Below are 25297 nucleotides of genomic sequence, written 5' to 3'. Positions count from 1 at the left end.
CAAAACCCGCTTTGCATAAGCCTTTTATCGGCTGGCGGTTTCTGATTGCGCTTGTTTTCGATATGCGGGGAAAAACCCGTCTTGATTCAATTTTGTATCTGCATCCAGACGAGAAAGCTGTCGATATTCGTGGCTGTCGACAATTACCCGCTGGCTGCGGAATCGATGCAGATCATGGTTGAATCCCCGTTTGAACATGAACAGGGAATCCTCCGCGGCACCAATGCCGCCACCAAGATGCAGGCGCTGGTAGCCCGCCGCTTTGCCCCACAGGGCGGCGGTATGCATGATCAGCTTTGCCGGTTGGTGCATGCGATGATCTGCATGCGTCGTGGATAAGTGATATTGGATGATTCCCGATGACGGCGAAAGCGTATATACGACGCCGCCCGCAAAATCGTCGCCACGCTGGGAAATCATTAATACTGCTTTGCCGTCCAATCGTGAAAACAGTGAATCAAAATAATCGCGATTGAACAGGTAATAGCTGGAGGCACCCAGCCTGCGCATGTCCGAGTGATAGCTGTCGATGAACGCATCAAGATATTGATGCGTCGTGTCGACGCTCACAGTCATGCCAAGCTCTCTGGCCTTTTTGATCGCACGTCGGTGTGTAGCCCTGATGTGTTGCCAGATCACTTCCGGGGATTGCGTCAGATCCATCGACACGGTGGGGCCATGATCTACCGTCAAGCCTTCAGCGATGTGCCAGCTGGCATTCAGCAAAGGGTGCAGGCGCATGAACCAGGACACGCAACCTTGGGATTGCAGCAAGTCGATAATGCCGCGAAACCCGGCGTCCAGAAATTCCTGGCTGGCCCCGTCACTGCAGATCGGTCCCGGGTAGCCATACGCCGAACTTGCATCCCACCTGCCGTCGCCCAGTTCGCGCCTGAGCATCGGCACGAACAGCTCCTGGCCAAGATGGTGGGCGTATGCCGCGATGCCAGAGCCGCCCTCGCTGATCTCCGAGGTAATTGCCCAGGCAGGCGTGTGATAGACGTCATGCCTGCATCGAGACAGGATATCGTTCCACTGCGGGTCGGAGGTATTTATCAGCGTAATAATCATTGCGCGCCACGTGGTTATGCATTCAGGGGGTCGCTTTGCGTCTCATGGCTGCGTTTACCGATCCAGGCCGCGTGCAGCAGTGGCAGGAAATGGTCGGGCAGATATGGGACGGATAAGTATGTCGACCATTCTGAGATGCGGCCCCGTATGGACGCGTGTGTCGATGACGCTTGTTTATGTTTGGGACGGAAATTCTGCTTGGGCTTGTATAGAGTCCTGAAAATGCGGTTTTTCACGAGCAGCCATGCCTTCCTGGACATATGTGATCATTTTTGGTGATGCCGCACTGGCCATTTCCCTGGCCGGTGGAATCGCGCTGGTGCTGATGCAGCAGCGGGCATGGTCGCGTTTGTGGTTATGGATCGCGTCGTTTGCCGTAGCATTTCTTGCCATCGTGCTGGGCAAGGCCAGTTTCGATTTCACCGGCTGGGCCTTGCCGTCTATCGGCATGTACAGCGTCAGTGGCCATGCCATGCTGACGACAGCGGTTTATCCCGTGCTGTTCGGCTTGTTGGCCTGCAATCGCAGCAGCGGCGTAAAGCGTGCAGCGGTACTGGCCGGTTGGGCCGTCGCCGGTGTCATGGCCGTGGTACTGGTGGCCGGTCGATATCACACGGTGTCGGAGACCGTGCTGGGTGGCGCGATCGGCGGATGTGTCGCCTGGCTGAACCTGCGGCGCATGCAGCCCATGCGTCTGGCAATTCCCTGGTTGCCAATTACCATTGCCGGCTTTTGTGCCGTGCTGGTGCTTCCCACTGGCGTTGCCCGGGCGGCCAAGACCGAGTTGTGGCTTCGTACCGGTGAATGGGTGGGGGCGTCTGAGCGCTATGTCCGTTTCATTGAACGCAGCCCCTTCGAGGGTGGCAGCCACGTGCGTGTCATCCTGGTACCCGCTGATGTAGAGTTCTAGCCCGGCCAGACTGGATACGGGCAGGGCGGGATCAATGCTGTCGCCCGGATGTTTGCGCCCGTGCAGAAAAGTTCCCTTCGGTTAAAAAGACCCCTCTTGAAATAGGGATGCAGGCCCCCATTTGCTGTTCAGACCCTATTTCAGCCAGCTTTTTGGCACTTTTTACCGGAGAACACCGATGTCGGCCGAGCAGACGCCGGGACAACCGTCCCCGCCCGCAAACCAGGATGCCACCCAGCCGGGAACTCCCGACCCGGTGCAGAACGACGCACCGGGAACGGCCGCCCCCGTGGATCCGATCGCTGACCTGGAAGCCCGCCTGGCGGCGGCGCAAGCCAAGGCAGACGACAACTACGACCAATTGCTGCGTGCCCGCGCCGAGACGGAAAACGTCCGCCGCCGTGGCCAGGAAGACGTCAACAAGGCGCACAAGTTTGCAGTCGAATCTTTCGCTGAAAGCCTGGTGCCCGTGAAAGACAGCCTGGAAGCCGCATTGGCACAGAAAGACCAGACGGTCGAGTCACTGCGCGAAGGGGTGGAAATCACCTTGAAGCAGCTGACCGGCGCGTTCGAGCGCAACAAACTGAATGCAATTGCCCCGGCTGCCGGCGACAAGTTCGACCCGCACCAGCATCAGGCAATTTCGTCAGTTCCCTCTGAATTGCCGGCCAATACCGTCGTGCAGACCTTGCAGAAGGGGTACCTGATTTCGGACCGTGTACTGCGCCCTGCGCTGGTCACGGTTTCCGCAGGCGCTTGAGCCAAGCCTTGAACTGAACATTCAAGGGCTGATTCGCGTCGTTTATTTGTCGGTTTGCGACACATGAATGACGCGAAAGAAAAATGCGATCGGCGCCATTGAAATCGTCAATGTGCGACCTACCTACTCGACATCCGAAACATTTCTGAACTGATTCAGGAAGAGAAAAAATCATGGGCAAAATCATTGGTATCGACTTGGGCACCACCAACAGCTGCGTAGCTGTCCTGGATGGTGGCACGGTCAAGGTCATCGAGAATGCAGAGGGTGCCCGTACCACGCCCTCCATCATCGCTTATCTGGAAGACGGTGAAACCCTGGTTGGCGCACCCGCCAAGCGCCAGGCTGTCACCAACCCGACGAACACGCTGTACGCAGTCAAGCGCCTGATCGGTCGCAAGTACGACGAAAAAGTCGTGCAGAAAGACATCGACCTGGTGCCGTACAAGATCGTCAAGGCCGACAACGGCGACGCATGGGTTCAAACCCGCGACAAGAAGCTGGCTCCGCCGCAAGTCTCGGCTGAAATCCTGCGCAAGATGAAGAAGACCGCCGAGGACTTCCTGGGCGAAGAAGTGACCGAAGCGGTCATTACCGTGCCGGCTTACTTCAACGACAGCCAGCGTCAAGCCACCAAGGACGCAGGCCGTATCGCCGGTCTGGACGTCAAGCGCATCATCAACGAGCCGACCGCTGCTGCACTGGCCTTCGGCCTGGACAAGGTGTCGGGCGGCGATCGCAAGATCGCGGTGTATGACCTGGGCGGCGGCACCTTCGACGTCTCGATTATCGAAATCGCAGACGTGGACGGCGAAAAGCAGTTCGAAGTGCTGTCGACCAACGGCGACACCTTCCTGGGTGGCGAAGACTTCGACCAACGCGTCATCGAGTACATCGTTGGCGAGTTCAAGAAGGAACAAGGCGTCGACCTGTCCAAGGACGTGCTGGCTCTGCAACGCCTGAAGGAAGCTGCTGAAAAGGCCAAGATCGAACTGTCGTCGGCACAGCAGACCGAAATCAATCTGCCGTACATCACTGCAGACGCGTCGGGCCCGAAGCACTTGAACCTGAAGATCACGCGCGCCAAGCTGGAAGCGCTGGTCGAGGAACTGATCGCTCGCACGATCGAACCTTGCCGCATCGCCATCAAGGATGCAGGCGTGAAGGTCTCCGACATTCAGGACGTGATCCTGGTTGGCGGTATGTCCCGCATGCCCAAGGTGCAAGAGAAGGTCCGTGAATTCTTCGGCCAGGAACCGCGTCGTGACGTGAACCCTGACGAAGCCGTGGCTGTCGGTGCCGCCATTCAGGGCTCGGTCCTGACCGGCGAGCGCAAGGACGTGCTGCTGCTGGACGTGACCCCGCTGTCCCTGGGTATCGAAACCCTGGGTGGCGTGATGACCAAGATGATCCAGAAGAACACCACGATCCCGACCAAGTTCTCGCAGGTGTTCTCGACCGCTGACGACAATCAGCCGGCCGTGACCATCAAGGTGTTCCAGGGTGAGCGTGAAATCGCTGCCGGCAACAAGGGCCTGGGCGAATTCAACCTGGAAGGCATCCCGCCGTCGGCACGTGGCACCCCGCAGATCGAAGTGACCTTCGACATCGATGCCAACGGCATTCTGCATGTGTCGGCCAAGGACAAGGGCACCGGCAAGGAAAACAAGATCACGATCAAGGCCAACTCTGGTCTGACCGAAGCTGAAATCCAGCGCATGGTGCAAGACGCCGAGGCCAACGCCGAGGAAGACAAGAAGGTTGCCGAACTGGCCCAGGCCCGCAACCAAGGTGACGCGCTGGTCCACTCGACCCGCAAGTCGCTGACGGAATACGGCGACAAGCTGGAAGCCGGCGAGAAGGAAGCCATCGAAGCGGCCGTCAAGGCGCTGGAAGATGAGCTGCGTACCGGCGACAAGGCCAGCATCGACGCCAAGGTGGAAGCCCTGGGTCAAGCTTCGCAGAAGCTGGGCGAGAAGATGTACGCCGATGCGCAAGCCGCCGCAGGCGGCACCGCCGGTGCAGCAGGTGCACAGGGCGAAAGCAAGCCGGCTGACGACAATGTCGTTGATGCCGACTTCAAGGAAGTCAAGCGCGACCAGTGATCGGTGTCACGGCGGAGCGCGTTTCCGCCACACACCGACGGTAGATGAGTCGTCGGGCCCCCAGGGGTCCGACGATCCGTGTACAACGTCGTTTCGCATCGCCTGGTCGACGTCTTGTGCGTCGTCCGGGCGAAACCGTTTTTAGTAGCGCCTCTGCCCGAGGCTGGGCCCAACATGGCAAAACGCGATTATTACGAAGTTCTTGGCGTCTCCAAGACAGCCACGGACGAAGAAATCAAGAAGGCCTACCGCAAGCTGGCCATGAAGTACCACCCGGACCGCAATCCGGGCGACAAGGCTTCCGAAGAAAGCTTCAAGGAAGCCAAAGAAGCCTATGAAATGCTGTCCGATGGCGACAAGCGCGGCGCGTATGACCGTTATGGTCACGCGGGCGTAGATCCGTCGGCCGGTGGTGCAGGCATGGGTGGCCAGGCAGGCTTTGCTGATGCCTTCGGCGACATCTTCGGTGAAATCTTCGGTGCAGCCGGTCGCCAGCGCGGCGGTGGTGGCCCGCAGATGTATCGCGGTGCCGACCTGAAGTACGCGATGGAAATCACGCTTGAGCAGGCGGCCAACGGTTTCGATACCGAAATCCGCGTGCCCAGCTGGGACCGTTGCGACGTCTGCGAAGGCTCGGGTGCCAAGCCCGGTACCGATCCGAAGACGTGTTCGACCTGCGGTGGCGCAGGTGCGGTACGCATGCAGCAAGGTTTCTTCAGCGTTCAGCAAACCTGCCCGACCTGCCACGGCACGGGCAAGGTGATTCCCGAGCCTTGCACGGCTTGTGACGGCGTGGGCAAAGTTCGCCGCACCAAGACCTTGCAGGTCAAGGTGCCGGCTGGTATCGACGACGGCATGCGCATCCGCTCCAGCGGCAATGGCGAACCGGGCGTCAATGGCGGCCCGCCGGGTGATCTGTATGTTGAGATCCACCTGAAGAAGCACGGCATCTTCACCCGCGACGGTGACGACCTGCACTGCGAATTGCCGATTCCGTTCACCACCGCAGCACTGGGCGGCGAGCTGGAAGTGCCCACGCTGGGCGGCAAGGGCAGCATCACGATTCCCGAAGGCACGCAGTCCGGCAAGACGTTCCGTCTGCGCAGCAAGGGTATCAAGGGTGTGCGTTCCAACTACCCGGGCGACCTGTACTGCCACGTGGTGATCGAGACGCCGGTCAAGCTGACCGATCGTCAGAAGAAGCTGCTGCAGGAATTCGCGACCTCGGTCGACGAAGGCGGCGGCAAGCATTCGCCGCAAAGCAAGTCCTGGACGGATCGCGTGAAGGAATTCTTCAGCTGATCGATTGCTGAGAACACTTGCGCGGATTGATTGCGCGCTAAGTGCAATTCAGCACGTGCGATTCAGTAAGTGCGATTCAGCAAGCGTATTTCTGCAAGACAACTCGGCCGGCGCAATGCCGGCCGAGTTGCGTCTGGACCGAATGCAGGCGGATTTGGCTGATGTGTTTTCGATCAGTTGCTTTCGATCGGGCAACTCGCGCTTGATCAACCGCTGCTTGAGCAACTTCCACCCCTCACCACCGATCAGGTAATGCTGACGCCATCGAGCTTCAACTTCCCTGATGCTTACCCTGGGGTTTACCCAGTCATTTCTTCTGCGGCTTGCAACCGATGTTGTCTACGAATAGTAATTAATCGTGGCACACGGCATCATGCGCGGTGAAGACAAAAGCTTGTTTTTTTGCACCAATAAAACTCGCCAAATCTTTACCAGACCCGTATTGCACCCCCGGAGAAAAATCCATGTCAGTCAAGTCGCTCGTCCAGCGCGCAGGCACCACCTGCCTGTTATTCGCCGCCCTTTCGCTTGCCAGTGTCTACGCACAGACCAAGCCCAACATCGTCATTCTTGGCACCGGTGGCACGATTGCTGGCGCGGGTGTGGCCGCGACCAATACCTCGGCCTACAAGTCTGCCGTGGTACCGGTCGATGCCGTCATCGAAAACGTGCCGGCGATCAAGAACATCGCCAACGTGCGTGGTGAGCAGGTCTTCCAGATCGGCAGCGAAAGCTTCAACGACGAGCGCCTGATCACCCTGGCCAAGCGCGTGTCGGCACTGCTCAAGCAGCCCGACGTCGACGGCGTCGTGATCACCCACGGCACCGACACCATCGAAGAAACCTCGTACTTCCTGAACCTGACCGTCAAGAGCGCCAAGCCGGTCGTGGTGGTCGGTTCGATGCGTCCGGGCACGGCACTGTCCGCCGACGGCGCACTGAACCTGTACGAAGCCGTGATCGTGGCCTCGGCCAAGGAATCGGCAGGCAAGGGCACGCTGGTCGTGATGAACGACGAGATCCACTCGGGTCGCGACGTTTCCAAGACCAACACCTTCAAGATCGACACCTTCAAATCGCCGTATGGCCCGCTGGGTTATGTGGTGGAAGGCCAGGCCCAGTACTACCGTGCGCCGGTTCGCCCGCACACGATCTACAGCGGCTTTGACATCGACACCATCACCGCGCTGCCGCGCGTTGGCATCGCCTATGCCTACGGCAACGTTGACCGCGCTGCGGTCGATGCACTGGTTGCCAGCGGTGTGAAGGGCATCATCTACGCCGCGACCGGCAACGGCAGCGTGTCGGAATTCATGGTGCAGCCGCTGATCGAAGCACGTGGCAAGGGCGTCCAGATCATCCGCGCTTCGCGCACGGGTGCTGGCGTCGTGGTGCGTAACGGCGAACAGCCCGACGACAAGTACGACTTCGTGGTGGTCGGCGACCAGAACCCGCAGAAGGCGCGCATTCTGCTGGCACTGGCGCTGGCTAATGGCCCGACCAACGACACGGCAGGTCTGCAGAAGATCTTCTGGTCGTATTGAGTCGCGTTGCCGACCTGCACCGGTTTGTGACCGGTGCGGGTTGGTGATGACAGATGGATGCTTGAAACGAAGCCGCGAGTGGAAATTCCGCTTGCGGCTTTTTTATTTCGCCGTAGCGCCGGTTTCAAGGTGCGATAGACGGACAACGGTGAATCGTGAGTTCACACCGTAGTGTTTACACAGCGCGGTTCAGCACGCCAAGGTTCATCCCGGCCAGGCAAGCCACGAGTGTTTCCATGGACCCCGATTCGGTCGCGTGCAACGCGTCGATCAGCTGCTGTTGCTGCGCTGCCGTTGCCACCAGCCGCGTCGCCATCCGGAACTTCGCCTTCAGTTCCTCCCACGACATCAACGGCTCGCCCGCAGGCGGTGTCGGCTCGGAGGTGAAGCGCCGCGCGCCGCAGGTGATCGACACCCGAGCCAGAATCTCGCCCGGATAGACCGCGTCCAGGTCCGTGTCGAGTGCGAGGACTACCTTGTGCGCGAGCGCCGTCACGTCTTCATGGTCAAGCGCGTCCTGGGTCACTGGTACGAGTGCTTGCGGTCCACTCAAGGCGGCCAGCGCCAGGCAATACGGGATGCTGTATTGAACGTCGATCAGGTTGTCGGGTGACGGTCGGTTGGAAATGCGCAAGCCTGCCGCGTGAATGTCGACCTCAATGCGCTCAATGGTCTGCACGTCGATCTGATGCTCGTCGATCAAGTGCAGCAGGGCGGCCAGTGGGGCGTGGATGTGACGGCAGCAGGCGTAGGGTTTGAAGTAGGTCTGGCAAATGTGAGCGTTTCGGCCCAGTGCCAAGTTGGTTGGAAATTGGTAATGCCGCACGCTGTCCAGAATGTTGCGTGGGCCGGTATGGCCGGCTTCCGCTAGGTACAAGGCCGTCAGGCCAGTCACCACCGACCAGGGAATGCCTTCCTTGACGGCTGCCCCCTCGGGCGCGGGAATGCGCGGCGCGGGGCCGCCTGCGAAGGACTGGTTTGGTGCGCTTTCGCCGGCGATAGCCAAGGCGTGCTCCACCATGTGCCGTGGGGTGCGCCGCAGTGCGGCTGCGGTTGCCACCACGCCATAAGGTGTCCAGGTGCCTGAACTGCCGTAAGTGGTACGTGCAGTACCTACTGCCACGCCAACTTCGTAGCCGATGACGATTGCCGTGAGGATTTCTTCCTGGGTTGCATCTACCTCGTGTCCGACCGCAAAGGCCGTCGGAATTACGGCTGCGCCGGGATGCCCACGTGCGTAGCGGTTGCCATCGTCCAGATCCAGCGCAGCCGATGCCGAGGCGTTTGCCCAGGCCGCACCGATCACCGAGCTGGTCTGGCCGGTGAACCAAAGGGGGACGGTGCCACTGCCGAAGACCTGCGGCGCGGTCTGGCGAATTGCTTGCGGGCCAATGTCTTCCGTGCCCACGGCGGCCGCCGCCAGCAAGTCGAAGATGCATTTGAGCGCGGCTTCACGTGCTGGCTCGGGGCTGCGTTGACCTTGGGTGGCGTCGATATAGGCGGCGATCTGCTGGACTATGGATGGTGCGGACAGTGGCGGGGCAGATGTCGTGGGCTCGGTCTGTACAGGCTCACGCATCCCCGGATGATGTGTCACGGCGTCATCTCCTACCGGCATCCGCGTTGGCTCATATTCCACGAAATCACGCCCATGATCCGGCACTCCTGAATCATCCCCTGTCTGTATGTTCATGCTGTGCGTCACGATCAATCTCCACTCACGCGCTGCAACAGCCCCTCGACCGTTTCGGTCGAAATCCGCAGTACATCGATCAGGTCGTTGCCTGCGGTGAAATCCTCGCCGACGACCAGGCTGGACATCGCCACCGTTGCCGCCGTTGCCGGCATTGGTACCTTCGCGATCTGTCCCAGCGCAAGCACGAACACCAGCCCGAAGGGCACGTCTTCCGACAGATAACGCGTGGCCACATCGACCGGGCCGGGCGGCCCGCCGCGCTTGGCGTGCAAGGCTGCGGCTACTCCGGCCAGGCCCTCGGCCTCGATGCCAAAGGAGCGCGACAGCTTCTGCTTGACGCTTGGCAGCGTCCATCCGAAGGCCTGTGCCACCGCCATGCGCTCACTGTCCAGTTGTTCGATGACGGCGGCTACGCGTGGCGTCATGTAGTGATATTGCGGCCAGGCTTCTGCACGTTCGATGCGGGTCCAGTTGCACAGTGCAAGCGGTGCATGCGAGATGGCGTTGGTATTGGCCAGCGTCGAGACCAGTGGGTTCTCATCCAGCGTAAAGGTGTTGCCGAACAAGGCCTCGCAGTCGGTCAGCAATTGCGGCGCGCTGGCGAAGGGCAGACACGACACGCCCAGCGAGGGACGTCGGGTCATGATGTTGACTTCGTTCGCCTGCTTGCGCCGGGCGGTCAGCGCGGTGCTGCCAAAGCTTGCCACCCGGATGTCGATGCCACGTTGTTGCGCCTGCTCGTACAGGTACAGCGAGGATAGCGATCCCATCGAACTCACGATGACCCGCTGGCCTGAGCGCAGGTGCGGCAGCAAGGCGTCCATCACGCGGCGGTGGCCGTTGAGCGGCACGGTTATGACGATGATCTCCGAATCCAGTGCCAGGGCTTGTGCGTCAACCACCTGGGAGATTGGATAGCTGCCGGTGAGAACACCGCCTGCCGTCAGCGTCATGGCCGATGCGGCATCCACGCCAGCCAGACGCGGCGACCAGATGCTGACCGAGTGCCCGCGATCGGCCATCCACGCGGCGTAAGCCAGGCCGATGCCGCCCGCGCCGACGACGCCGACTTTCATGCTCACCCGCGTGCCCAAGGCCCCTTGTTCCAGCCCCGTTTGCGCCGATGAGGCCTGCAACGACGAGGTTCGTGCTGCCCCGGTCTGCTCTGACGCCGCATCCACCTCCTTCAATCCGCTTTGCATTGCACCCTCGTCCCTCACACTCAGTTCCATTCCGCACCCGCTTCCATGTAAAAGTGCCCCTCGGTTGCCTGGTGGTAGGTCCGCACCGGCGGTGTGTAGTCGCGCGGCTTGAAGGGTGTCTTCAATTCCCGCACCGACAACTGCCGCTGCTTGCGCCGCGCCGGATCGGGCACCGGCACCGCTTCCAGCAGGCGTCGGGTATACGGGTGACGCGGGTTGCTGAACACCTCGCTGCGCGGGCCGATCTCGACGATTTCGCCCATGTACATCACGGCTACCCGGTGGCTGACGCGTTCCACCACCGCCATGTCATGGCTGATGAACACAAAGCCCAGGCCCATCTGCTGCTGCAGTTCCAGTAGCAGGTTGACGATTTGCACCTTCACTGACACATCAAGTGCCGACACAGCCTCGTCTGCCACGATGGTGCCGGGCTTGAGCGCCAGCGAACGCGCAATGCAGATACGTTGCCGCTGGCCGCCCGAGAATTCGTGCGGCAGTCGGTACGCAGCGTCGGCGGGCAGGCCCACCGTGGTCAGCAGCTCGGCAGCCATCTGGTCGCAGTCGCGGGTGGTGGCAAGGCCATGCACCAGCAAGGGTTCGCTCAGCGCTTCACCCACGCTCTGGCGTGGGTTCAGGCTGGAGTACGGGTCCTGGAACACCATCTGGATCTTGCGTGCGCGTTCTTGCGGGGCGATGGCACCGACATCCTTGCCTTCCAGCACGATGCGCCCTTGTGAGGCCGTCAACAGCCCGGTGATCAGGCGTCCCGTCGTCGATTTGCCGCAGCCTGATTCCCCCACGATGGCGAGCGTTTCGCCGCGCTTGAGCTTGAAGCTGACGTTTTCGACCGCGTGCACCCGGCCGGTCACTCGCCGTAGCAGCGGCGAGCGAATGTCGAAGCGGGCGCTCAGGCCTGTGACTTCCAACAGGGTCGGCGCATCGTGTTGCACGCTGTCGCGCACAGTGGGCAATGGGTCGCTTGCGCCGGTTTCCACGTTGTAGATGGGGAAGGGCTGCGGCAGCGGGTAGGCGTTCATCGAACCCAGTTCGGGTACGGCCGACAGCAACGCCTTGGTGTACGCGGCCTGGGGGCGCGCGAAGATGTCGGCGGTGCTGCCGGTTTCCACCATGTCACCGCGATACATCACCAGCGTGCGGTCGGCCACTTCGGCCACCACACCCATATCGTGGGTGATGAAGACCACGGCCATCTGTTCCTGGGTCTGCAGTTCCTTGATCAAGGCCAGGATCTGCGCCTGGATGGTGACGTCCAGCGCGGTCGTCGGCTCGTCGGCAATCAGCACCGACGGGTTGCAGGCCAGTGCCATTGCGATCATCACGCGTTGTCGCATGCCGCCCGAGAACTGGTGCGGGAAATCGCTGAAGCGTTGTGCCGACGCCGGGATGTGCACGCGGTCCATCAGGCGCAGGGTCTCGGCGCGGGCCTGGCCGTGATCGAGCTTGCGGTGCAGGCGAAGGGACTCCGAGATCTGGTCACCGATGCGCATCACTGGGTTCAGTGAGCTCATCGGTTCCTGGAAGATCATTGCGATCTGGTTGCCGCGGATGGCCGCCATGTCGTGTTCGGGCAGGCTCAGCAGGTCTTGCCCGTTCAAGCGAATGCTGCCTTCGATGCGGCTGGCCTTGGGCGGCAACAGGCGCATCACCGACATGGCCGACACGCTCTTGCCGGAGCCGGATTCCCCGACGATGGCGAGCGTCTCGCCGCGCGATACCGAGAAGTCCAGGCCGTTCACGACCGAGGTCCAGGCGTCGCCACGGCGGAACGCGACATTCAGTCCGGCGACTTGCAGCACGGGGCTGGTCGCGGGCGTGTGGGGATGCTTGTCAGTCATGGCAATGGAAGCGGGCAGGTTGGACGTGCGCAAGGTAGTCATGCGCGCTCCGAGCGGGTCTTGGGATCGATGGCGTCGCGCAGCGCGTCACCCAGCAGATTCAGCGCAAGCACAGTCAGCAAAATGGCGACGCTGGGGAACACCGTGAGCCACCAGGCATCCAGAATGTTCTCGAAGCCTTCGCGGATCATGCTGCCCCAGGTGGCCGCTGGTGGCGGCACGCCCAGACCGATGAAGCTGAGCGCGGCTTCGGTGCGGATGGCAGACGCCATCCACAAGGAACCCAGCACCACCACGTCTGACACCATGTTGGGCAGGATGTGCACACGCATCAACCGCATTGGGCCGTAACCCAAGGCGCGACCGGCATCCACGAAGTCGCGCTGTTTGAGCGCAATGGTCGGCGCACGGGCCACGCGCACGAAGGGGGCGATCTCGGTGATGGCGATCGCGATGATCAGGTTCTCCAGGCTGGCACCCATCATCGCGGCAATCATCAAGCCCAGCAGCAGGGTGGGGAAAGACAGCAGCACGTCGACCAGACCCATGATCAGGCGGTCGACCATGCCGCCGACGTAGCCCGCGATGATGCCCAGCGTGGAACCGATCAGCATGGCGATCAGCACCGCGACAAAGCCCACCAGCAAGGACACGCGGGTGCCGTAGATCAAGCGCGACAAGACATCGCGGCCGTAGCTGTCGGTACCCAGCCAGAACTCGGCCGAAGGACCTTCCAGTCGATACGCGATGTTCTGCTGCAAGGGATCGTGCGGGGAAATCCAGGGCGCGAACAAGGCCACCAGCACGATGGCGGCAAGCAGGCCAAGGCCTACCCAGGACAGGCGGTTTTTCTTCAGGGCCTGCCACATGGGGCTGGGCCGGGACGTCATGGTTGCGGCAATGGCGCTCATTTGTATTTCACCCGAGGGTCGACCAGGCCATACACCAGGTCGGTCAACAGATTTACCAGGATCACGCAGGACGCGAATACCACCATCAGCCCTTGCAGCAAGGTGTAGTCGCGGGTGTTCAGGGCACCCAGAATCAGCTTGCCCAGGCCGGGGCGGTTGAACACGATTTCGGTCAGCACGGAGTTGCCGATCAAGGTGCCGAAGTACAGCCCGACCACCGTCACAATGGGGATCAGTGCGTTGCGCAGGCCATGGCGCAGCACAAGCCGCATGGGTCGCACACCCTTGGCTTTCGCCGTGCGCACATAGTCTTCGCCCATGACTTCCAGCATTGACGAGCGCGTCACGCGCATCACGTAGGCGGTCATGATCAGCCCCAGGTTGAAGGCAGGCAGCGCCAGGTTGCGCAGCTGCGTGCCCCAGTCCGCGTTCACTGTGTTGCCGATGACCGGGAACCAGCGCAACTGGATGGCGAACACCAGCAGCATCAGAATCGCCGACACAAACGCAGGGAAGGACAGACCGGTCAAGGACAGCATGCGGCCCAGGTAATCGGGCCAGGAATTGCGGCGCAGCGCAGCCCACACACCCAACGGCAGGCCGAACACCACGCCGATCAAGATGGATGCGAGCGTCAGCTGGATAGTCCACGGCAAGACCAGCGCCACTTCGTGCATCACACTCTTGCCGCTGGCCATCGAGACCCCGAAGTTGCCTGTCAGCATGTCGCCCAGGAAGTTCAGGTATTGCACGTGGGTGGGCTGGTCCAGCCCGAGCTTGATGCGCAAGGCGTTCAAGGCCTCGGCGCTGGCCTGGTCGCCCAGGATCACGGCGGCCGGGTCACCCGGCACCAGGCGAACCAGGATGAACACCGCCGTCAGCATCGCCACCAGGGTGGGGATGGCAAGCAGCAGGCGCTTGATGGTGTATTGCATCATGATGCGACCCCCATGCAGCGTGCATACGCAAGGCGCATGGTGGTCATGCCGGTCAAGGCGGAGGGCCCGTGGACGACGAGCCGGCAGGGCGGGTCCATCCTTCGCAGGGCGCGGCGGTTCTGCGCGTTCATGTCGATTCCTCGTTGATTTCCAGCGACGCCAGTTCTCCCAGCGTCAGCGGTTTCAGGGGCGGGCGGATGCGATAGAAACCCACCTCTGATACCTGTCGTTTCTGTGCCGTCGCCACGATGTGGGCGATGGTGTAGCCGCACTGCCGGCCCTGGCATGGGCCCATGCCGGCGCGGGTGTAGGCCTTGATCTGATTGGGGCCGGGTGCCGCAATGGCGACTGCCTTGCGGATGTCGCCGGCGGTCAGTTCTTCGCAGCGGCAGACGACGGTGTCGTCGCCGGGCGCAAAAATGTCGGCGCGTGGCGGATACAGCGCATCCAGCATGGGGCGCAGGCGCAGCAGCTTGTGCAGTGCCTCGCGGCTGCCCACCGCGCGCGTATCGGCGGCTGCTGCCGACAGCTTCCCGGCCTGCTGACCGATACCAAGCGCGACCAATTCGCCGCGCACACACGCCGCCTTTGCACCACCAATGCCCCCACCATCCCCTGCCACGTAGATGCCGGGCAGGCTGGTCTGCCCCCACGCATCCAACTGGGGCACCAGGCAGGATTGCTGCACGTTCCAGGTATGCGCACAGCCCAATGCCTGGCTCATGTGGATGGACGGCACCACGCCTTCATGGGCCAGCAGCACACTGGCCGCGACACGGGTGCTGCGGCCGTTGGACTGGGTGTATTCCAGGGTTTGCAGTTTTCCGTCGCCCGATGCCCGGAACGCGGTCACGCCGCGTATGCGTTGCACGTCGGCCCGACGGATTTCACGCAGCCACGACAAGCCTTTGCCGATCTCGCCCAGGTCTGCCAGCGCCGCGCCGGCCCAGGGTAGGGCGCGTCGCCAACCTCCGGGGGGCGAGGTGTCCAGCCATCCTGCGATGCGCCCGCCAGCACGCAGCAACTGGGCCATGTACAGCAAGGGCAGAGGGCCACTGCCGGCTACCCATACGGGTTCCGATGGAATCTGGCGCGAGGTCTTCAGCAGAATCTGGCCTGCACCAACGGTCAGCACACCGGGCAGTGTCCAACCAGGGAAAGGCGCGGGGCGTTCCTGGGCACCGGTGGCCAGCACGATATGTTCGGCTTGCACCGCTTCGGTCTGACCATTGCATTTGAGGAATACACGCCAGCCTGGCTCGATCTGCCAGACCTGGGTCTGTGCTTCGTAGACCGCGCCGCATGCCCGGAAGCGTTCAGCCAGCGTGGCACCTGCCCGGTATTCGGCTCCCAGCAGGGTGCCGGTGGACGTGTGGGCAACGGCTTCGACTGCACGCCAGATCTGGCCACCGGGTGCACCCTGTTCGTCGACTACCAACACTGACAAATCAAGCGCGCGCAGGCCAATGGCTGCGCTCATGCCGGCCGGTCCGGCACCGATCACTACGACGTCGAATCGGCGGCTCATGCGATCACGCTCCGGCGTCCGAACTGGCGGGCCACGCGCATGCCTTCCTGAACGGTGACCAGGCAGGTCTGGGTCGATCCTGCGTCATCGACCACAGCCAGGCAGTCGAAGCACACGCCCATCATGCAATACGGCGCGCGCGGGCTCTCATTCACCGGCGTGCTGCGGCTGGCGGGGTTCTGCTGACGCAGCAACACCGCGGCAACGGTTTCGCCAGGGCTGGCCTGGACTGCCTGCCCGTCGATGTAGAGCGTGAGCGATGGTGTGCCTGGTTCAGGCAGCTTTTTGAACATGGAAGCGTTCATGGTGAAAAATTCCCAAAGATGCCGGGAGCGCGCGTTCCATGAAGGCCTTGGCATACGGGCCGGCATGGAAGGACGCGAGGGTGACGCCTGAATGGCAAAGTGCGATGTCTGCGCCGGGGTGGGTGACGGAACTGGCGTAGGCCGGGTGGCCGTCGGGGGTCATGACACGCAGGCAGGCCCACTGGCGCACCAGCTTGGCGCGGGCCAGGTCGGGCAAAATGCGCAGGGCCTTGCGGACCATGCGAACCGCGCCCTCGGCGGTAGTGGCCAGGTCGTAGCCGACTTCTTCCTGTGTCACGCCGATCATGACCGTGCCTTCGGCCGTCTGGCGCAGTCCACTGGCCGGAATCGGCAGCAGTGGGGCCAGCCGCTCGGTCACCAGCAACTGGCCTCGCTGGGGACGCAGCGGTACGTCGAGACCGACCATCGGGCCCAGTGCAACGGAACCCAGACCGGCCGCGATCAGCACCCGTGCGGCCCGCGCCGTGGATGTGCCGGACGTCACTTCAAAACCGCCTCCCGGCAGAGCACGAATGGTGTCGGCCGCATGGTTGTTGCGCAGTTCGCCACCGCGACGCAGAAAAGCCGTTTGCAATGCGGCCAGCAGGCGCATGGGATTCACATGGCCGTCCAGTTCACCGAAGCTTGCGCCGGTGACCGCCGGCCCCAGCCGCATCGTGGGGAAGCGGCGCAGCAGTTCGCCGCGATCAAGCATGCGCGTCGACGGTGCAAGCTCAGGTGTCTGGGCGTGCCAGCGGTCCATGGTCGCGGCACGGGCAGACAGGTCTGCGTCGCTGGTGCAGAAGTTCAGGCCGCCGCGCTGCTCGTAAGCGATGTCCAGGCCGCTTTCTGCTTCCAGTTCGGCGGCGAATGCCGGCCAGGCTTGTGCCGCCTGGATCGACAGGCGTTGGTAGCCCGGATGCCCCATGCCTTTGCCGTGGGCCCAGACCAGGCCGAAGTTGGCCTTGGCGGCGCGATGATCGGTATCGGGACCGTCCAGCATCAAGACTCGTTGGCCCATGCCAGCCAGACCATAGGCGACGGCGGCACCGACCATGCCGGCACCGACCACGATCACGTCATGGTCGCGAGACATCAGCGTGCGCCTCGGGTGACGGTGGTGGCTTCGGTGATCGCGGGTTGCAGGTTCAGCGCACCGGTCAGTTTGTAGCCGTAGTTCACGCCATCGCCGTGGGTCCAGACCTGCTTCAAGCCGAACAGCGGAATGCCGCACACGTCTTCGTGGATCTTGGTCTGCGCCTGCTTCCACAGCGCAAGCTGGCGAGTGGCATCGGGTTCGACGCGTGCCTGACGGATCTCTGCATCGGCGATCGAACAATGGGCGAAGTTGGACATGGCACCCGGGGCCCCGATGGCCGCTGCCGAGTCATAGAACTCGGTCAACCAGTAGTCTGCATTGGGGAAGCGTGCGGCGCCGTAGAAGACGATGGCGCTCTGGTCCTGGCGGCTCTTGGCCTGGTAGGTCGCGTGATCCACGACTTCCATGTTGAGCTTGATTCCTGCCTTGCCCAGCTGTGCCTGGATGACTTCCATGATCGGCAACTGGGCGGCCACACTCGACACCACCACATTGAGGCTGATGCCGTTGGGGTGTCCGGCTTCCGCCAGCAGCGCGCGAGCACGTTCGACGTCATAGGTGTATTGGCCGACGCTGCAGTCTTCGCCAACGTAGCCGTTCGGAATCACCGAGCAGCCTTTGTCGGCAACGTCCTTGCCGACAAAGCGGATGATCTCGTCCACGTTCACCGCTGCGGCGATTGCCTGGCGCACTTTCACGTTATCCAGCGGCTTGATGCTGCGGTTGATGAACAGCGTGCGGAATTCGGCGGGCTCGAAGATGTCGACCTTGGTGCCGCGCTTAGCTGCGCGTTCGACCCAGCGTTGTTCGCGCTTGCCTGCCGCGACGTCGACTTCGCCGGATGCAAATGCCAGTTCACGTGCGCTGTCGGCCGAGATCATGCGGAACGTGATGCCGGCCAGCTTGGGCTTGCCACGAAAATAGGCATCGTTGGCCACCAGACGCACGTGTTGTTGCGTGACGTGGTCGCTGAACGCGAACGCCCCGGTGCCGATCGGCGATTGGCCAAAGCGGTCGCCCAGCTTTTCTGCTGCGGCCTTCGAGACGATGTTGCCGCCGTGGTAGTTCGACACCCTGCCCAGGAAACCTGCGTCCGGGTACTTCAGGATGACGCGCACGGTGTAGTCGTCCAAGGCTTCGACCTTGGCCATGACCACGAAATTCGCCGCAAAACTGGACCGTTTCGGGTCGGCCGCGCGCTGCAGCGAATACACCACATCGGCAGCCTTCAGCTCGCCATAGCCGCCGTGGAACTGCACGCCCTTGCGAAGATGAAAGGTCCAGGTCTTGTTGTTCGGCGCTGCTTCCCACTTTTCTGCCAGATCGGCTTCCAGTGTCTTGGGATCGGCGCTGCCGGGCGCGAAGCGAACCAGGCCGTCAAAGATGCTGGACACAATGCCCTTGTCACCAAAGGCGGTCGCCCGATGCGGGTCCAGCGTGGCGATATCGGCATTCGTCGGACTGACAACCAATGTCGGGCGCGTAGCGGTTTGGGAATGGGCGGGCATGCCTGCGCCGGAAAGCACAAGGAGGGTCGCGAGCACGCTGGCCCGGAACGTGGAAATGGACAGATTCATCAACAGGTCCTTGAGTAAATGAAAGAGGTCGTGAAGACGTTCGAAAGCATTTATCGATAGGGATAAATGCTAGATAAACTTGCGCTGTTTCAGTAGTGGTGTAAGTACCATGCGATGTCATTTCGCAATAACCATGCCAAATTTTCTTAGTCATTGATTTAAAAGGCTTTTATTTTATTTGTCGATATATATAATAGTGACTCAACATTAACCAATGTCTAAAAGCTATGGAAAATAGAATCACCCTGCGTCATCTTGAGGCGTTTCGCGCCATCATGGTGCGGCGGACCGTTACTGGTGCAGCGGAGATGCTTGATGTCACGCAACCGGTAGTCACCCGCCTGATTGCCGAGTTCGAAGAACGCATCGCCATTCCGCTGTTCGAACGGACCAAAGGGCGGTTGGTGCCCACGCCTGAAGCCACCTTGTTGTTCGAAGACGTGCACCAGTCCCTGATGGGTATCGAGCGCATCGCCAGCGCCTCCACCAACATCAAAAGCCTGCGCCTGCCCAGGCTGGAAATCGCGGCCGCACCGTCCATGGCCTTGTCGTTTTTGCCGCGCGCCATCGCCAGCTATACGACCGAGCATCCAGACACCCTGGTAGCGCTGCACACGCACAGCACCTCGACGGTGATCGACATGGTTCAGGGAGGTCGGTGCGATCTGGGTTTTGCGATGCGCAACACCCGCAACGGGCGCTATGGCAATAGTGAGCTGCTGCTCTCAGCCAAAATGGTCGGCATCGTGCCGGTGCATCACCGGCTGGCAACCCGCGAGGTATTGCACCCCGAAGACTTCGACGGTGAACGTTTTGTGTCGCTGGCACCGCTGATGGAATCGCGCACTCGCATCGATGCGCTGATGCTGGCGCGCGGGGTGCAGCGCCGCACGAACGTGGAAACGCAGCTGTCCTCGGCCGTGGTCAAGCTGGTTGAAGCAGGGGCGGGCATCGGCTTGGTCGAACCACTGACGGCAAGCGCCTATACGGGCAATGCGCTGAAGTTCATTCCTTTCGAACCTGAGGTCACGGTGGACTACTCAATCGTGATTTCGCCGCGCATGTCGTCCACGCTGATCCTGAAACCCTTCATCGACAATGCACGCCGTGAAATCCGCAAGATGCTGCCTGCGCATCTGATTGTGTGACGCGGCGTGGTGTGGGGCGTTTCAGTTCGCGCGCGATTCCAACGGCGTGCGACGCAAGAAGCGGTCGAACGCGGCAAGGTAGGCGCTTTCGGCAGAGGTCAGCTTGCGCTGCTTGTGCCAGGTCAGGAACACATCGATCTCGGCCACCGCTTCATTGGGCGGCAGGCGGCGCAGTTCGCCGTTGATCACTTCCTGGCGAATCAGGTGCTCTGGCAGGAAGCTCAGGCCGATGCCCGCAACCACCATGCGCCGGATTTCCTCGATGTTGGGCGAGGTGCCGACGATCCGGCCGGTGAAGCCTTGCTGGTCGCGGAAGATGGTCAGCGGCGACAAGGTGTCGCCGATTTGATCGCTGGCGAAGCAGATGAAGTTCTGGTCCAGCAGGTCTTCGATGGACACGCGCGGTTTCGAGAACAGCGGGTGGTGGCGGCCGCAGACGGTTACGTAGCGGTGGCGCAGGAATAGCTGGCGTTCCAGCAGGTCGACCGGTTTGCGGCAAATGCAGATGCCAAGTGCGGGCACACGTTTGCTGAGCGCATCCAGAATGGCGGCGCTTTGCAGTACGTCCACGTGAAATTCGATCTTGGGATAACGGCGATGGAAGTCGGCCAGGAAGTCGTCGTAGGCCGGGCTTTGCACCTTGCTCATGACCAGCAGCCGCAGCGTGCCGGCGATCTCGGCGCTGTCTTGCGTGGCCGCATGTTCGATGCGTGCCATGGTGCCGTACATCTCGCGGGCAATGGCGTAGATCTCGTCACCCAGCGCGGTCAGGCGGAATTCGCCGTTGCGACGGTGCAGCAGCACGCCGCCTACGGCGTCTTCCAATCGTTTCAGGGCCTGACTGACGGCCGGTTGACTCAGGTGCAGGGCCTGAGCAGCCCGGCCAACGCCGCGCTCTTGCACCACAAACATGAAGGTGCGCAGCAGGTTCCAATCCATGCGCTCGGGCGCAAGCGGGAGGGAAGAAGGGGAACGGGTGGACATGCCAAATAGTAGCCGCCTTCCCGGTGGGAAAGGCGGCGGGGCTTGCTGTGGTGTTGGCGTGGCCCGTGCAGGTCAGTCTATAGACCCTGGTCGGTTTCCGACATGCTCACGCGCCATTCAAGCAGGTTGCGTGTTGTCCTTTGCGCCTTGCGCACCCAGCATCAGCACCGACACCAATGACAGCAGCGAGATCACCGAGAACAGCAGCGCCAGCGGCCACCATTGACCCTTGAAGTTCTCGGCCAAAATCGTGCCCAGCAGCGGGGTCAGGCCACCGAAGATGGCGCCCGACAATTGGTAGGCCATCGAGATGCCGGTGTAGCGAATTGCGGTGGGGAAGCGGTCGCTGACGTAGCCGGCAATCACTGCGTAGTACGCGCCCATGAAGAGCACGGCAATGCCCACGCCGACGGTGATGCTGGGCAGGCTGCCCCGGTCGACCAGGTTGAACATGGCGTAGGGCGTGAACATCGACACGAATGCGGTGAAACCCAGAAAGCGCAGGTTGCCTATACGACTGGCAATGTAGGCCGACAGCGGCGTGATGAAGAACTGCATGATCGACACCACCAGCAGGCAGTTCAGGATCACGCCACGGTCCAGGCCCACGTACTGCGTGGTGTACGCGATCATGAAGGTGTTGGTGAAGTAGAAGCCTGCGATGCCCAGTACGTTGGCACCAACGGCCAGCATCAGCAGCTTCGGCGCACCCGTCAGCACTTGCCACAGCGGAACCTGTGCGGGTTTTGCGCGCTTGGTCTGGGCCTCTTTTTCCTTCAGGAAGTCGGGCGACTCGTTCACACTCAGGCGGATCACGAAGCCGATGATCAGCAGCACAGCCGAGAACAGGAACGGCACACGCCAGCCCCAGCTCAGGAAGGCTTCGTCATCCAGGCCGGTGACCAGCTTGAACATCAGCATCGACAGGATCAGGCCAGCCGGGCTGCCAAGCTGCGCAAACGATGCGAAGAAGGTGCGCTTGTTCTGGTCTGGCGAGTGTTCGCTGGCCATCAAGACCGCGCCGCCCCATTCGCCGCCCACGGCAATGCCTTGCACGATACGCAGCACAACCAGCAGCACCGGTGCCCAGAAGCCGATCGAGGCGTAGGTTGGCAGCAGGCCGATCAGTACGGTGACCACGCCCATCATCAGCAGGGTGATGACCAGGGATTTCTTGCGGCCGATCTTGTCGCCAATGTGGCCGAAGATCGCGCCGCCCAGCGGACGGGCGAAGAAGCCGACGGCAAAGGTGCCGAATGCAGCCAGGGTGCCGTAGAAGCCGGTGGCGGACGGGAAGAAGATCTTGCCGAACACGAGCGCTGCGGCGGTGGCGTAGATGTAGAAGTCGTACCACTCGATCATGGTGCCGACGAAGGCGGCGGTCGATGCGCGTACCGGCTGATGTCCTGTCGTGTTGTGTCCCGTCATTGTTGTGTCTCTAAGAACGTGGGTGGAATCTGAGGCAGCTTTTATACGCCCGCCCGCGCCATAAAAATAATTCGCATTTCTTATCCTGCGGATCACGCTGGCTTATGAGGGGTTAACCCTTGGCAGCTCGTGATCGATGGCGTGGTCTTGGGTTCAACGCAGGTTAGCGAGACAAAAAGCGCCGAGAAAGCAGGGAAGGGCCACTTGCTGAAGCGATAAAATGAGAATCGTTTCTGTTTTTTGGTTGGTTGTTCGGTTGCTTGTTCGTTTGTTCAAGCGCTTGTTCAGGCGCTCGTTTGCGCGTTTCTTCGCACCTTCTCAGTCTGCGGTTCTCACCTCGCCGCAATTTCCGTTTTCGTCCTCAAGGCACCCAATGTCCGGCATGACAAACACCCAGCTGGCTGCCCGCGTCTGGCACGACATTCATGCGGGCCTGAATCGGCCTGCAGTCATGTCGCTGGCCAAGGCAATCCTGGTGGTCGTGGTGTCCACCTTCCTGCTGAACTTCGCACCGATCTTCATTGCGCGGCTGATCGACACCACCATGTCTGCAACGGGCAGCGGTGGCAGCCAATTGCTTGTCTATGCCGGTCTTTATCTGGCGTGCCGGTTTGCCGGGCAGGTGCTGGCAGACTTTCGCTGGATCACGGTCAACCCGGTCATCTATCAGATCGCGTACAAGCAGTGCGCCGACATTGCCGCAGACTTGGCGGGCGGCAACGGAGGGCGTGCGGGCACGCGCCGAAGCGTGGCGGCGATTGCCGAGCAGGCCGGTGTCATCAGCAAGATGAACCTCAGCCTGGTGGGCATTCTGTACAGCGTCGTCGTGGTGATCTTCCCGGCACTGGTCGAATTCATCGTGGTACTGGCCGTGGTGGCCTACCTGGTCGGGCCAATCGCTGCTGCCTATGTGGGCATTGGTCTGCTGATCCTGTTCATGTCCGTGCGCTTCATGAAAGCGCGCGAATTGGCGGAAACCAAGCACGCGTTTTCCTTCGATAACCAGGTGGCTGGTTACTACGGCGAATACCTGTCGAACACTGCCTTGATTCGGGAATTCGCTGCTGGCGATTTCTTCCGCGCACGGCTTCAGGCCAATATCGACCGATCGCTGGATGCCCACCGGGTGCTTTTCGGCACCAAGACCACGCGCGGCGTGGCGCTCAGCGTGGCTACTGGTGTGGCCTACGCAGCCGTGGTGATATGGGCAGTGCTTGGCGCGCGGGATGGCGTGGTCAGCGCCGGCCAGTTTTTCCTGGTGATCTTCTACTTGGACCGGGTGGTGCAACCCATGGCCGCGATCTCCACTGCGGTTGGCGGCCTGCAATCGTCTTTGGTGTCCATGGGGATCGGGTATGCGTGCCTGGACCAGCAGTTGGGCGATGAACCACAGGAAAAACTCGTGCCCATTGCCAGCTCGGTGAACTTGTCTGCCCAGTACCGGTTCCACCTTGCCGATGGAGCGCTCAGCCTGGGTGCACCGGGCGTGGTGTTTCTGGCTGGTGCATCGGGGGCGGGCAAAAGTACGTGTCTGCGCTGGATCTACGACAGCATGCAAGCCCGGCAGGCGGCCGATTCCTGGGGAGCCATCCACTACCTCGCGGCTGATCCCTTGTTGGTCGGTGGTTCGGTGTTCGACAACATAGGTTTGGGATCGCCGCAGTTTGATCTTGCTGCGGTGACCGCAGTCTGGGACCGCTGGCACAGCGAATTCGGCAACCGTCGAATCGCGCTGGACGAATCGGTGGAACGCCTGTCTGCCGGCGAGCGGCAATACCTGGCCATCTGCCGGTCCTTGTTGCGGCGACCTGCCATGCTGATTCTGGATGAAGCCACCAATTCCATCGACGCGGTGGCCGAAAGAAAGGTGATGGCCTTGATCGCGCGTTGTCTGCCACAGTGCGCCTTGCTGGTGGTGTCGCATCGGGAACGGCCGATCACGCCCGATGTGGTGGTGAGCTTGCGGCAGGGTGGTTTGGTTTCTGTAGAGATCGCGGAATCGGAGCGAGCACCGGCCTGAACATCGGCCAACGCACCACCCCAAAACCAGCATAAGATCGCTTGACTTAGAGCGCACTCAAACTTCTAGAGTCCTTCCATGGAATCCCATCTGAGCATTGACGAGGTCGTCAGGCGTACGGGCCTGAGCGCCCATACCCTGCGCTATTACGAGCGCATCGGGCTGATCGGCCCGGTGGCACGCGCAAGCGGCGGCCAGCGCCGTTATGCGGCCTCGGACATGGCCTGGATCGAATTCCTGCTGCGCCTGCGAACCACGCACATGCCTATCGGCAAGATGCAGACGTTCGCGGCATTACGCGGCGCTGGGGACGCGACGGTGCCAGGTCGTCGCCAGATGCTGCAAGAACATCTGACAGAGGTTCTTGCAGACATCGACGCGATGAAGCTGGCGGCGGAAGCCTTGCAGGCGAAGATCGAGCATTACCGCTCGGTCGAGCAGTCCCTGGCGTCGGAATTATTTTCCGAGGAAGGACATGCTGATGAACACCAACCAGTCGAGCACGGATCAATCGAACACCAACCCATCCCAAAGCCGCTACGAACGCGGGCTGGAAAAGCTGCGGGAGATCGACGGCAAGGCCGGTGAGAACGTGGTGGCCGCGCTGGCAGATATTGCGCCAGACTTTGCGCGCTATCTGATCGAATTTCCCTTCGGCGACATCTACTCGCGCCCGAACCTGGACTTGAGAAGCCGGGAAATTGCGGTGGTTGCCGCATTGACCGCCATGGGCAACGCCACGCCGCAGCTCAAGGTCCACATTCATGCCGCGCTGAACGTGGGCGTGACCCGAACCGAAGTTGTCGAAACCATCATGCAGATGGCCGTCTACGCCGGATTCCCGGCAGCGCTGAATGGCTTGATGGCAGCCAAGGACGTGTTTGCACAACCGGCCAACGCATGAAGCGCG

At 61.6% G+C, this 25297-nt stretch carries 21 protein-coding genes and 1 pseudogene; 10 read left to right on the top strand and 12 right to left on the bottom strand.

Annotated elements, in window-relative coordinates; all coding sequences use genetic code 11:
* Positions 1-24: 24 nt before the first annotated feature.
* Positions 25-1071, bottom strand: coding sequence for a GNAT family N-acetyltransferase (locus FXN63_RS16060; RefSeq protein WP_148816231.1), 1047 nt, complete (start codon positions 1069-1071; stop codon positions 25-27).
* A 244-nt stretch (positions 1072-1315) separates the two neighbouring features.
* Between FXN63_RS16060 and FXN63_RS16055 the strand changes: the two genes are divergently transcribed.
* The 5 genes from FXN63_RS16055 to FXN63_RS16035 all read left to right on the top strand — a co-directional run bounded on the left by FXN63_RS16055 (position 1316) and on the right by FXN63_RS16035 (position 7692).
* Positions 1316-1981: a phosphatase PAP2 family protein gene (locus tag FXN63_RS16055; protein ID WP_148816230.1), complete on the top strand. Its 666-nt coding sequence runs from the start codon at positions 1316-1318 to the stop codon at positions 1979-1981.
* A 178-nt stretch (positions 1982-2159) separates the two neighbouring features.
* Positions 2160-2741 carry a nucleotide exchange factor GrpE gene (gene grpE, locus FXN63_RS16050; RefSeq protein ID WP_148816229.1) on the top strand — a complete coding sequence of 194 codons (582 nt, stop codon included), beginning with the start codon at positions 2160-2162 and terminating at the stop codon, positions 2739-2741.
* A 173-nt stretch (positions 2742-2914) separates the two neighbouring features.
* Positions 2915-4846 carry a molecular chaperone DnaK gene (gene dnaK / locus FXN63_RS16045; protein ID WP_148816228.1) on the top strand — a complete coding sequence of 644 codons (1932 nt, stop codon included), beginning with the start codon at positions 2915-2917 and terminating at the stop codon, positions 4844-4846.
* A 174-nt stretch (positions 4847-5020) separates the two neighbouring features.
* A complete protein-coding gene (gene dnaJ / locus FXN63_RS16040; RefSeq protein WP_148816227.1) occupies positions 5021-6148 on the top strand; it encodes a molecular chaperone DnaJ in 1128 nt (375 codons plus the stop codon).
* A 464-nt stretch (positions 6149-6612) separates the two neighbouring features.
* Positions 6613-7692, top strand: coding sequence for a type II asparaginase (locus FXN63_RS16035; RefSeq protein WP_148816226.1), 1080 nt, complete (start codon positions 6613-6615; stop codon positions 7690-7692).
* 175 nt (positions 7693-7867) lie between these two features.
* On the opposite strand, the gene FXN63_RS16030 is transcribed toward FXN63_RS16035, so the two are convergent.
* From FXN63_RS16030 to FXN63_RS15990, 9 genes are all read right to left on the bottom strand, one after another.
* Complete coding sequence (locus FXN63_RS16030) at positions 7868-9289, bottom strand: MmgE/PrpD family protein (protein ID WP_222863928.1); 1422 nt, start codon at positions 9287-9289, stop codon at positions 7868-7870.
* 110 nt (positions 9290-9399) lie between these two features.
* On the bottom strand, positions 9400-10590 hold the full coding sequence (locus FXN63_RS16025; protein ID WP_246164846.1) for an NAD/NADP octopine/nopaline dehydrogenase family protein: 1191 nt from the start codon (positions 10588-10590) through the stop codon (positions 9400-9402).
* Between the two features lie 20 nt (positions 10591-10610).
* On the bottom strand, positions 10611-12491 hold the full coding sequence (locus tag FXN63_RS16020) for an ABC transporter ATP-binding protein (RefSeq protein ID WP_222863927.1): 1881 nt from the start codon (positions 12489-12491) through the stop codon (positions 10611-10613).
* Positions 12488-13360: an ABC transporter permease gene (locus tag FXN63_RS16015; protein WP_148816225.1), complete on the bottom strand. Its 873-nt coding sequence runs from the start codon at positions 13358-13360 to the stop codon at positions 12488-12490. The genes FXN63_RS16020 and FXN63_RS16015 overlap by 4 nt, the downstream gene beginning before the upstream one ends.
* Positions 13357-14298, bottom strand: coding sequence for an ABC transporter permease (locus tag FXN63_RS16010; RefSeq protein WP_148816224.1), 942 nt, complete (start codon positions 14296-14298; stop codon positions 13357-13359). Before FXN63_RS16010 ends, FXN63_RS16015 begins: the two co-directional genes overlap by 4 nt.
* Before the next feature lie 127 nt (positions 14299-14425).
* Positions 14426-15826, bottom strand: coding sequence for an FAD/NAD(P)-dependent oxidoreductase (locus FXN63_RS16005; RefSeq protein WP_148816223.1), 1401 nt, complete (start codon positions 15824-15826; stop codon positions 14426-14428).
* Positions 15823-16119: a (2Fe-2S)-binding protein gene (locus FXN63_RS16000; RefSeq protein ID WP_148816222.1), complete on the bottom strand. Its 297-nt coding sequence runs from the start codon at positions 16117-16119 to the stop codon at positions 15823-15825. The genes FXN63_RS16005 and FXN63_RS16000 overlap by 4 nt, the downstream gene beginning before the upstream one ends.
* Positions 16100-17227, bottom strand: a complete 1128-nt coding sequence (locus FXN63_RS15995; protein WP_187394915.1) for an NAD(P)/FAD-dependent oxidoreductase — start codon at positions 17225-17227, stop codon at positions 16100-16102. Before FXN63_RS15995 ends, FXN63_RS16000 begins: the two co-directional genes overlap by 20 nt.
* Positions 17227-18738 (bottom strand): ABC transporter substrate-binding protein, encoded by a 1512-nt coding sequence (locus FXN63_RS15990; protein ID WP_425468735.1) that lies wholly within the window; start codon positions 18736-18738, stop codon positions 17227-17229. Before FXN63_RS15990 ends, FXN63_RS15995 begins: the two co-directional genes overlap by 1 nt.
* Before the next feature lie 296 nt (positions 18739-19034).
* Here FXN63_RS15990 and FXN63_RS15985 point away from each other — a divergent pair, with 296 nt between their 5' ends.
* Positions 19035-19955, top strand: coding sequence for a LysR substrate-binding domain-containing protein (locus tag FXN63_RS15985; RefSeq protein WP_148816220.1), 921 nt, complete (start codon positions 19035-19037; stop codon positions 19953-19955).
* Between the two features lie 21 nt (positions 19956-19976).
* On the opposite strand, the gene FXN63_RS15980 is transcribed toward FXN63_RS15985, so the two are convergent.
* Complete coding sequence (locus FXN63_RS15980) at positions 19977-20939, bottom strand: LysR family transcriptional regulator (RefSeq protein ID WP_148816219.1); 963 nt, start codon at positions 20937-20939, stop codon at positions 19977-19979.
* Positions 20940-21056: 117 nt separating this feature from the next.
* Positions 21057-22367 (bottom strand): MFS transporter, encoded by a 1311-nt coding sequence (locus tag FXN63_RS15975; protein WP_148816218.1) that lies wholly within the window; start codon positions 22365-22367, stop codon positions 21057-21059.
* Between the two features lie 382 nt (positions 22368-22749).
* Between FXN63_RS15975 and FXN63_RS15970 the strand changes: the two genes are divergently transcribed.
* From FXN63_RS15970 to FXN63_RS15960, 4 genes and pseudogenes are all read left to right on the top strand, one after another.
* Complete coding sequence (locus tag FXN63_RS15970; protein ID WP_187394914.1) at positions 22750-24387, top strand: ATP-binding cassette domain-containing protein; 1638 nt, start codon at positions 22750-22752, stop codon at positions 24385-24387.
* A gap of 78 nt (positions 24388-24465) precedes the next feature.
* Positions 24466-24603 (top strand): annotated as a pseudogene (locus FXN63_RS27405) (MerR family DNA-binding transcriptional regulator); the annotation flags it as partial.
* Between the two features lie 3 nt (positions 24604-24606).
* Positions 24607-24975 (top strand): MerR family transcriptional regulator, encoded by a 369-nt coding sequence (locus FXN63_RS15965; protein WP_246165311.1) that lies wholly within the window; start codon positions 24607-24609, stop codon positions 24973-24975.
* A complete protein-coding gene (locus tag FXN63_RS15960; RefSeq protein ID WP_148816215.1) occupies positions 24869-25291 on the top strand; it encodes a carboxymuconolactone decarboxylase family protein in 423 nt (140 codons plus the stop codon). Before FXN63_RS15965 ends, FXN63_RS15960 begins: the two co-directional genes overlap by 107 nt.
* Positions 25292-25297 lie beyond the last annotated feature (6 nt).

The organism is Pigmentiphaga aceris (assembly GCF_008119665.1).
Lineage (GTDB): Bacteria > Pseudomonadota > Gammaproteobacteria > Burkholderiales > Burkholderiaceae_B > Pigmentiphaga > Pigmentiphaga aceris.
Note: the sequence above shows the minus strand (reverse complement) of the source record. Positions and strands in the feature narration are given on the sequence as shown.

Excerpts from the sequence above, each read along its gene's own strand:
- FXN63_RS16060 (WP_148816231.1), bottom strand. The coding sequence starts at position 1,071 with ATGATTATTACGCTGATAAATACCTCCGACCCGCAGTGGAACGATATC.
- FXN63_RS16055 (WP_148816230.1), top strand. The coding sequence starts at position 1,316 with ATGCCTTCCTGGACATATGTGATCATTTTTGGTGATGCCGCACTGGCC.
- grpE (WP_148816229.1), top strand. The coding sequence starts at position 2,160 with ATGTCGGCCGAGCAGACGCCGGGACAACCGTCCCCGCCCGCAAACCAG.
- dnaK (WP_148816228.1), top strand. The coding sequence starts at position 2,915 with ATGGGCAAAATCATTGGTATCGACTTGGGCACCACCAACAGCTGCGTA.
- dnaJ (WP_148816227.1), top strand. The coding sequence starts at position 5,021 with ATGGCAAAACGCGATTATTACGAAGTTCTTGGCGTCTCCAAGACAGCC.
- FXN63_RS16035 (WP_148816226.1), top strand. The coding sequence starts at position 6,613 with ATGTCAGTCAAGTCGCTCGTCCAGCGCGCAGGCACCACCTGCCTGTTA.
- FXN63_RS16025 (WP_246164846.1), bottom strand. The coding sequence starts at position 10,590 with ATGCAAAGCGGATTGAAGGAGGTGGATGCGGCGTCAGAGCAGACCGGG.
- FXN63_RS16020 (WP_222863927.1), bottom strand. The coding sequence starts at position 12,491 with ATGACTACCTTGCGCACGTCCAACCTGCCCGCTTCCATTGCCATGACT.
- FXN63_RS16015 (WP_148816225.1), bottom strand. The coding sequence starts at position 13,360 with ATGAGCGCCATTGCCGCAACCATGACGTCCCGGCCCAGCCCCATGTGG.
- FXN63_RS16010 (WP_148816224.1), bottom strand. The coding sequence starts at position 14,298 with ATGATGCAATACACCATCAAGCGCCTGCTGCTTGCCATCCCCACCCTG.
- FXN63_RS16005 (WP_148816223.1), bottom strand. The coding sequence starts at position 15,826 with ATGAGCCGCCGATTCGACGTCGTAGTGATCGGTGCCGGACCGGCCGGC.
- FXN63_RS16000 (WP_148816222.1), bottom strand. The coding sequence starts at position 16,119 with ATGTTCAAAAAGCTGCCTGAACCAGGCACACCATCGCTCACGCTCTAC.
- FXN63_RS15995 (WP_187394915.1), bottom strand. The coding sequence starts at position 17,227 with ATGTCTCGCGACCATGACGTGATCGTGGTCGGTGCCGGCATGGTCGGT.
- FXN63_RS15990 (WP_425468735.1), bottom strand. The coding sequence starts at position 18,738 with ATGCCCGCCCATTCCCAAACCGCTACGCGCCCGACATTGGTTGTCAGT.
- FXN63_RS15985 (WP_148816220.1), top strand. The coding sequence starts at position 19,035 with ATGGAAAATAGAATCACCCTGCGTCATCTTGAGGCGTTTCGCGCCATC.
- FXN63_RS15980 (WP_148816219.1), bottom strand. The coding sequence starts at position 20,939 with ATGTCCACCCGTTCCCCTTCTTCCCTCCCGCTTGCGCCCGAGCGCATG.
- FXN63_RS15975 (WP_148816218.1), bottom strand. The coding sequence starts at position 22,367 with ATGACGGGACACAACACGACAGGACATCAGCCGGTACGCGCATCGACC.
- FXN63_RS15970 (WP_187394914.1), top strand. The coding sequence starts at position 22,750 with ATGACAAACACCCAGCTGGCTGCCCGCGTCTGGCACGACATTCATGCG.
- FXN63_RS15965 (WP_246165311.1), top strand. The coding sequence starts at position 24,607 with ATGGCCTGGATCGAATTCCTGCTGCGCCTGCGAACCACGCACATGCCT.
- FXN63_RS15960 (WP_148816215.1), top strand. The coding sequence starts at position 24,869 with ATGAACACCAACCAGTCGAGCACGGATCAATCGAACACCAACCCATCC.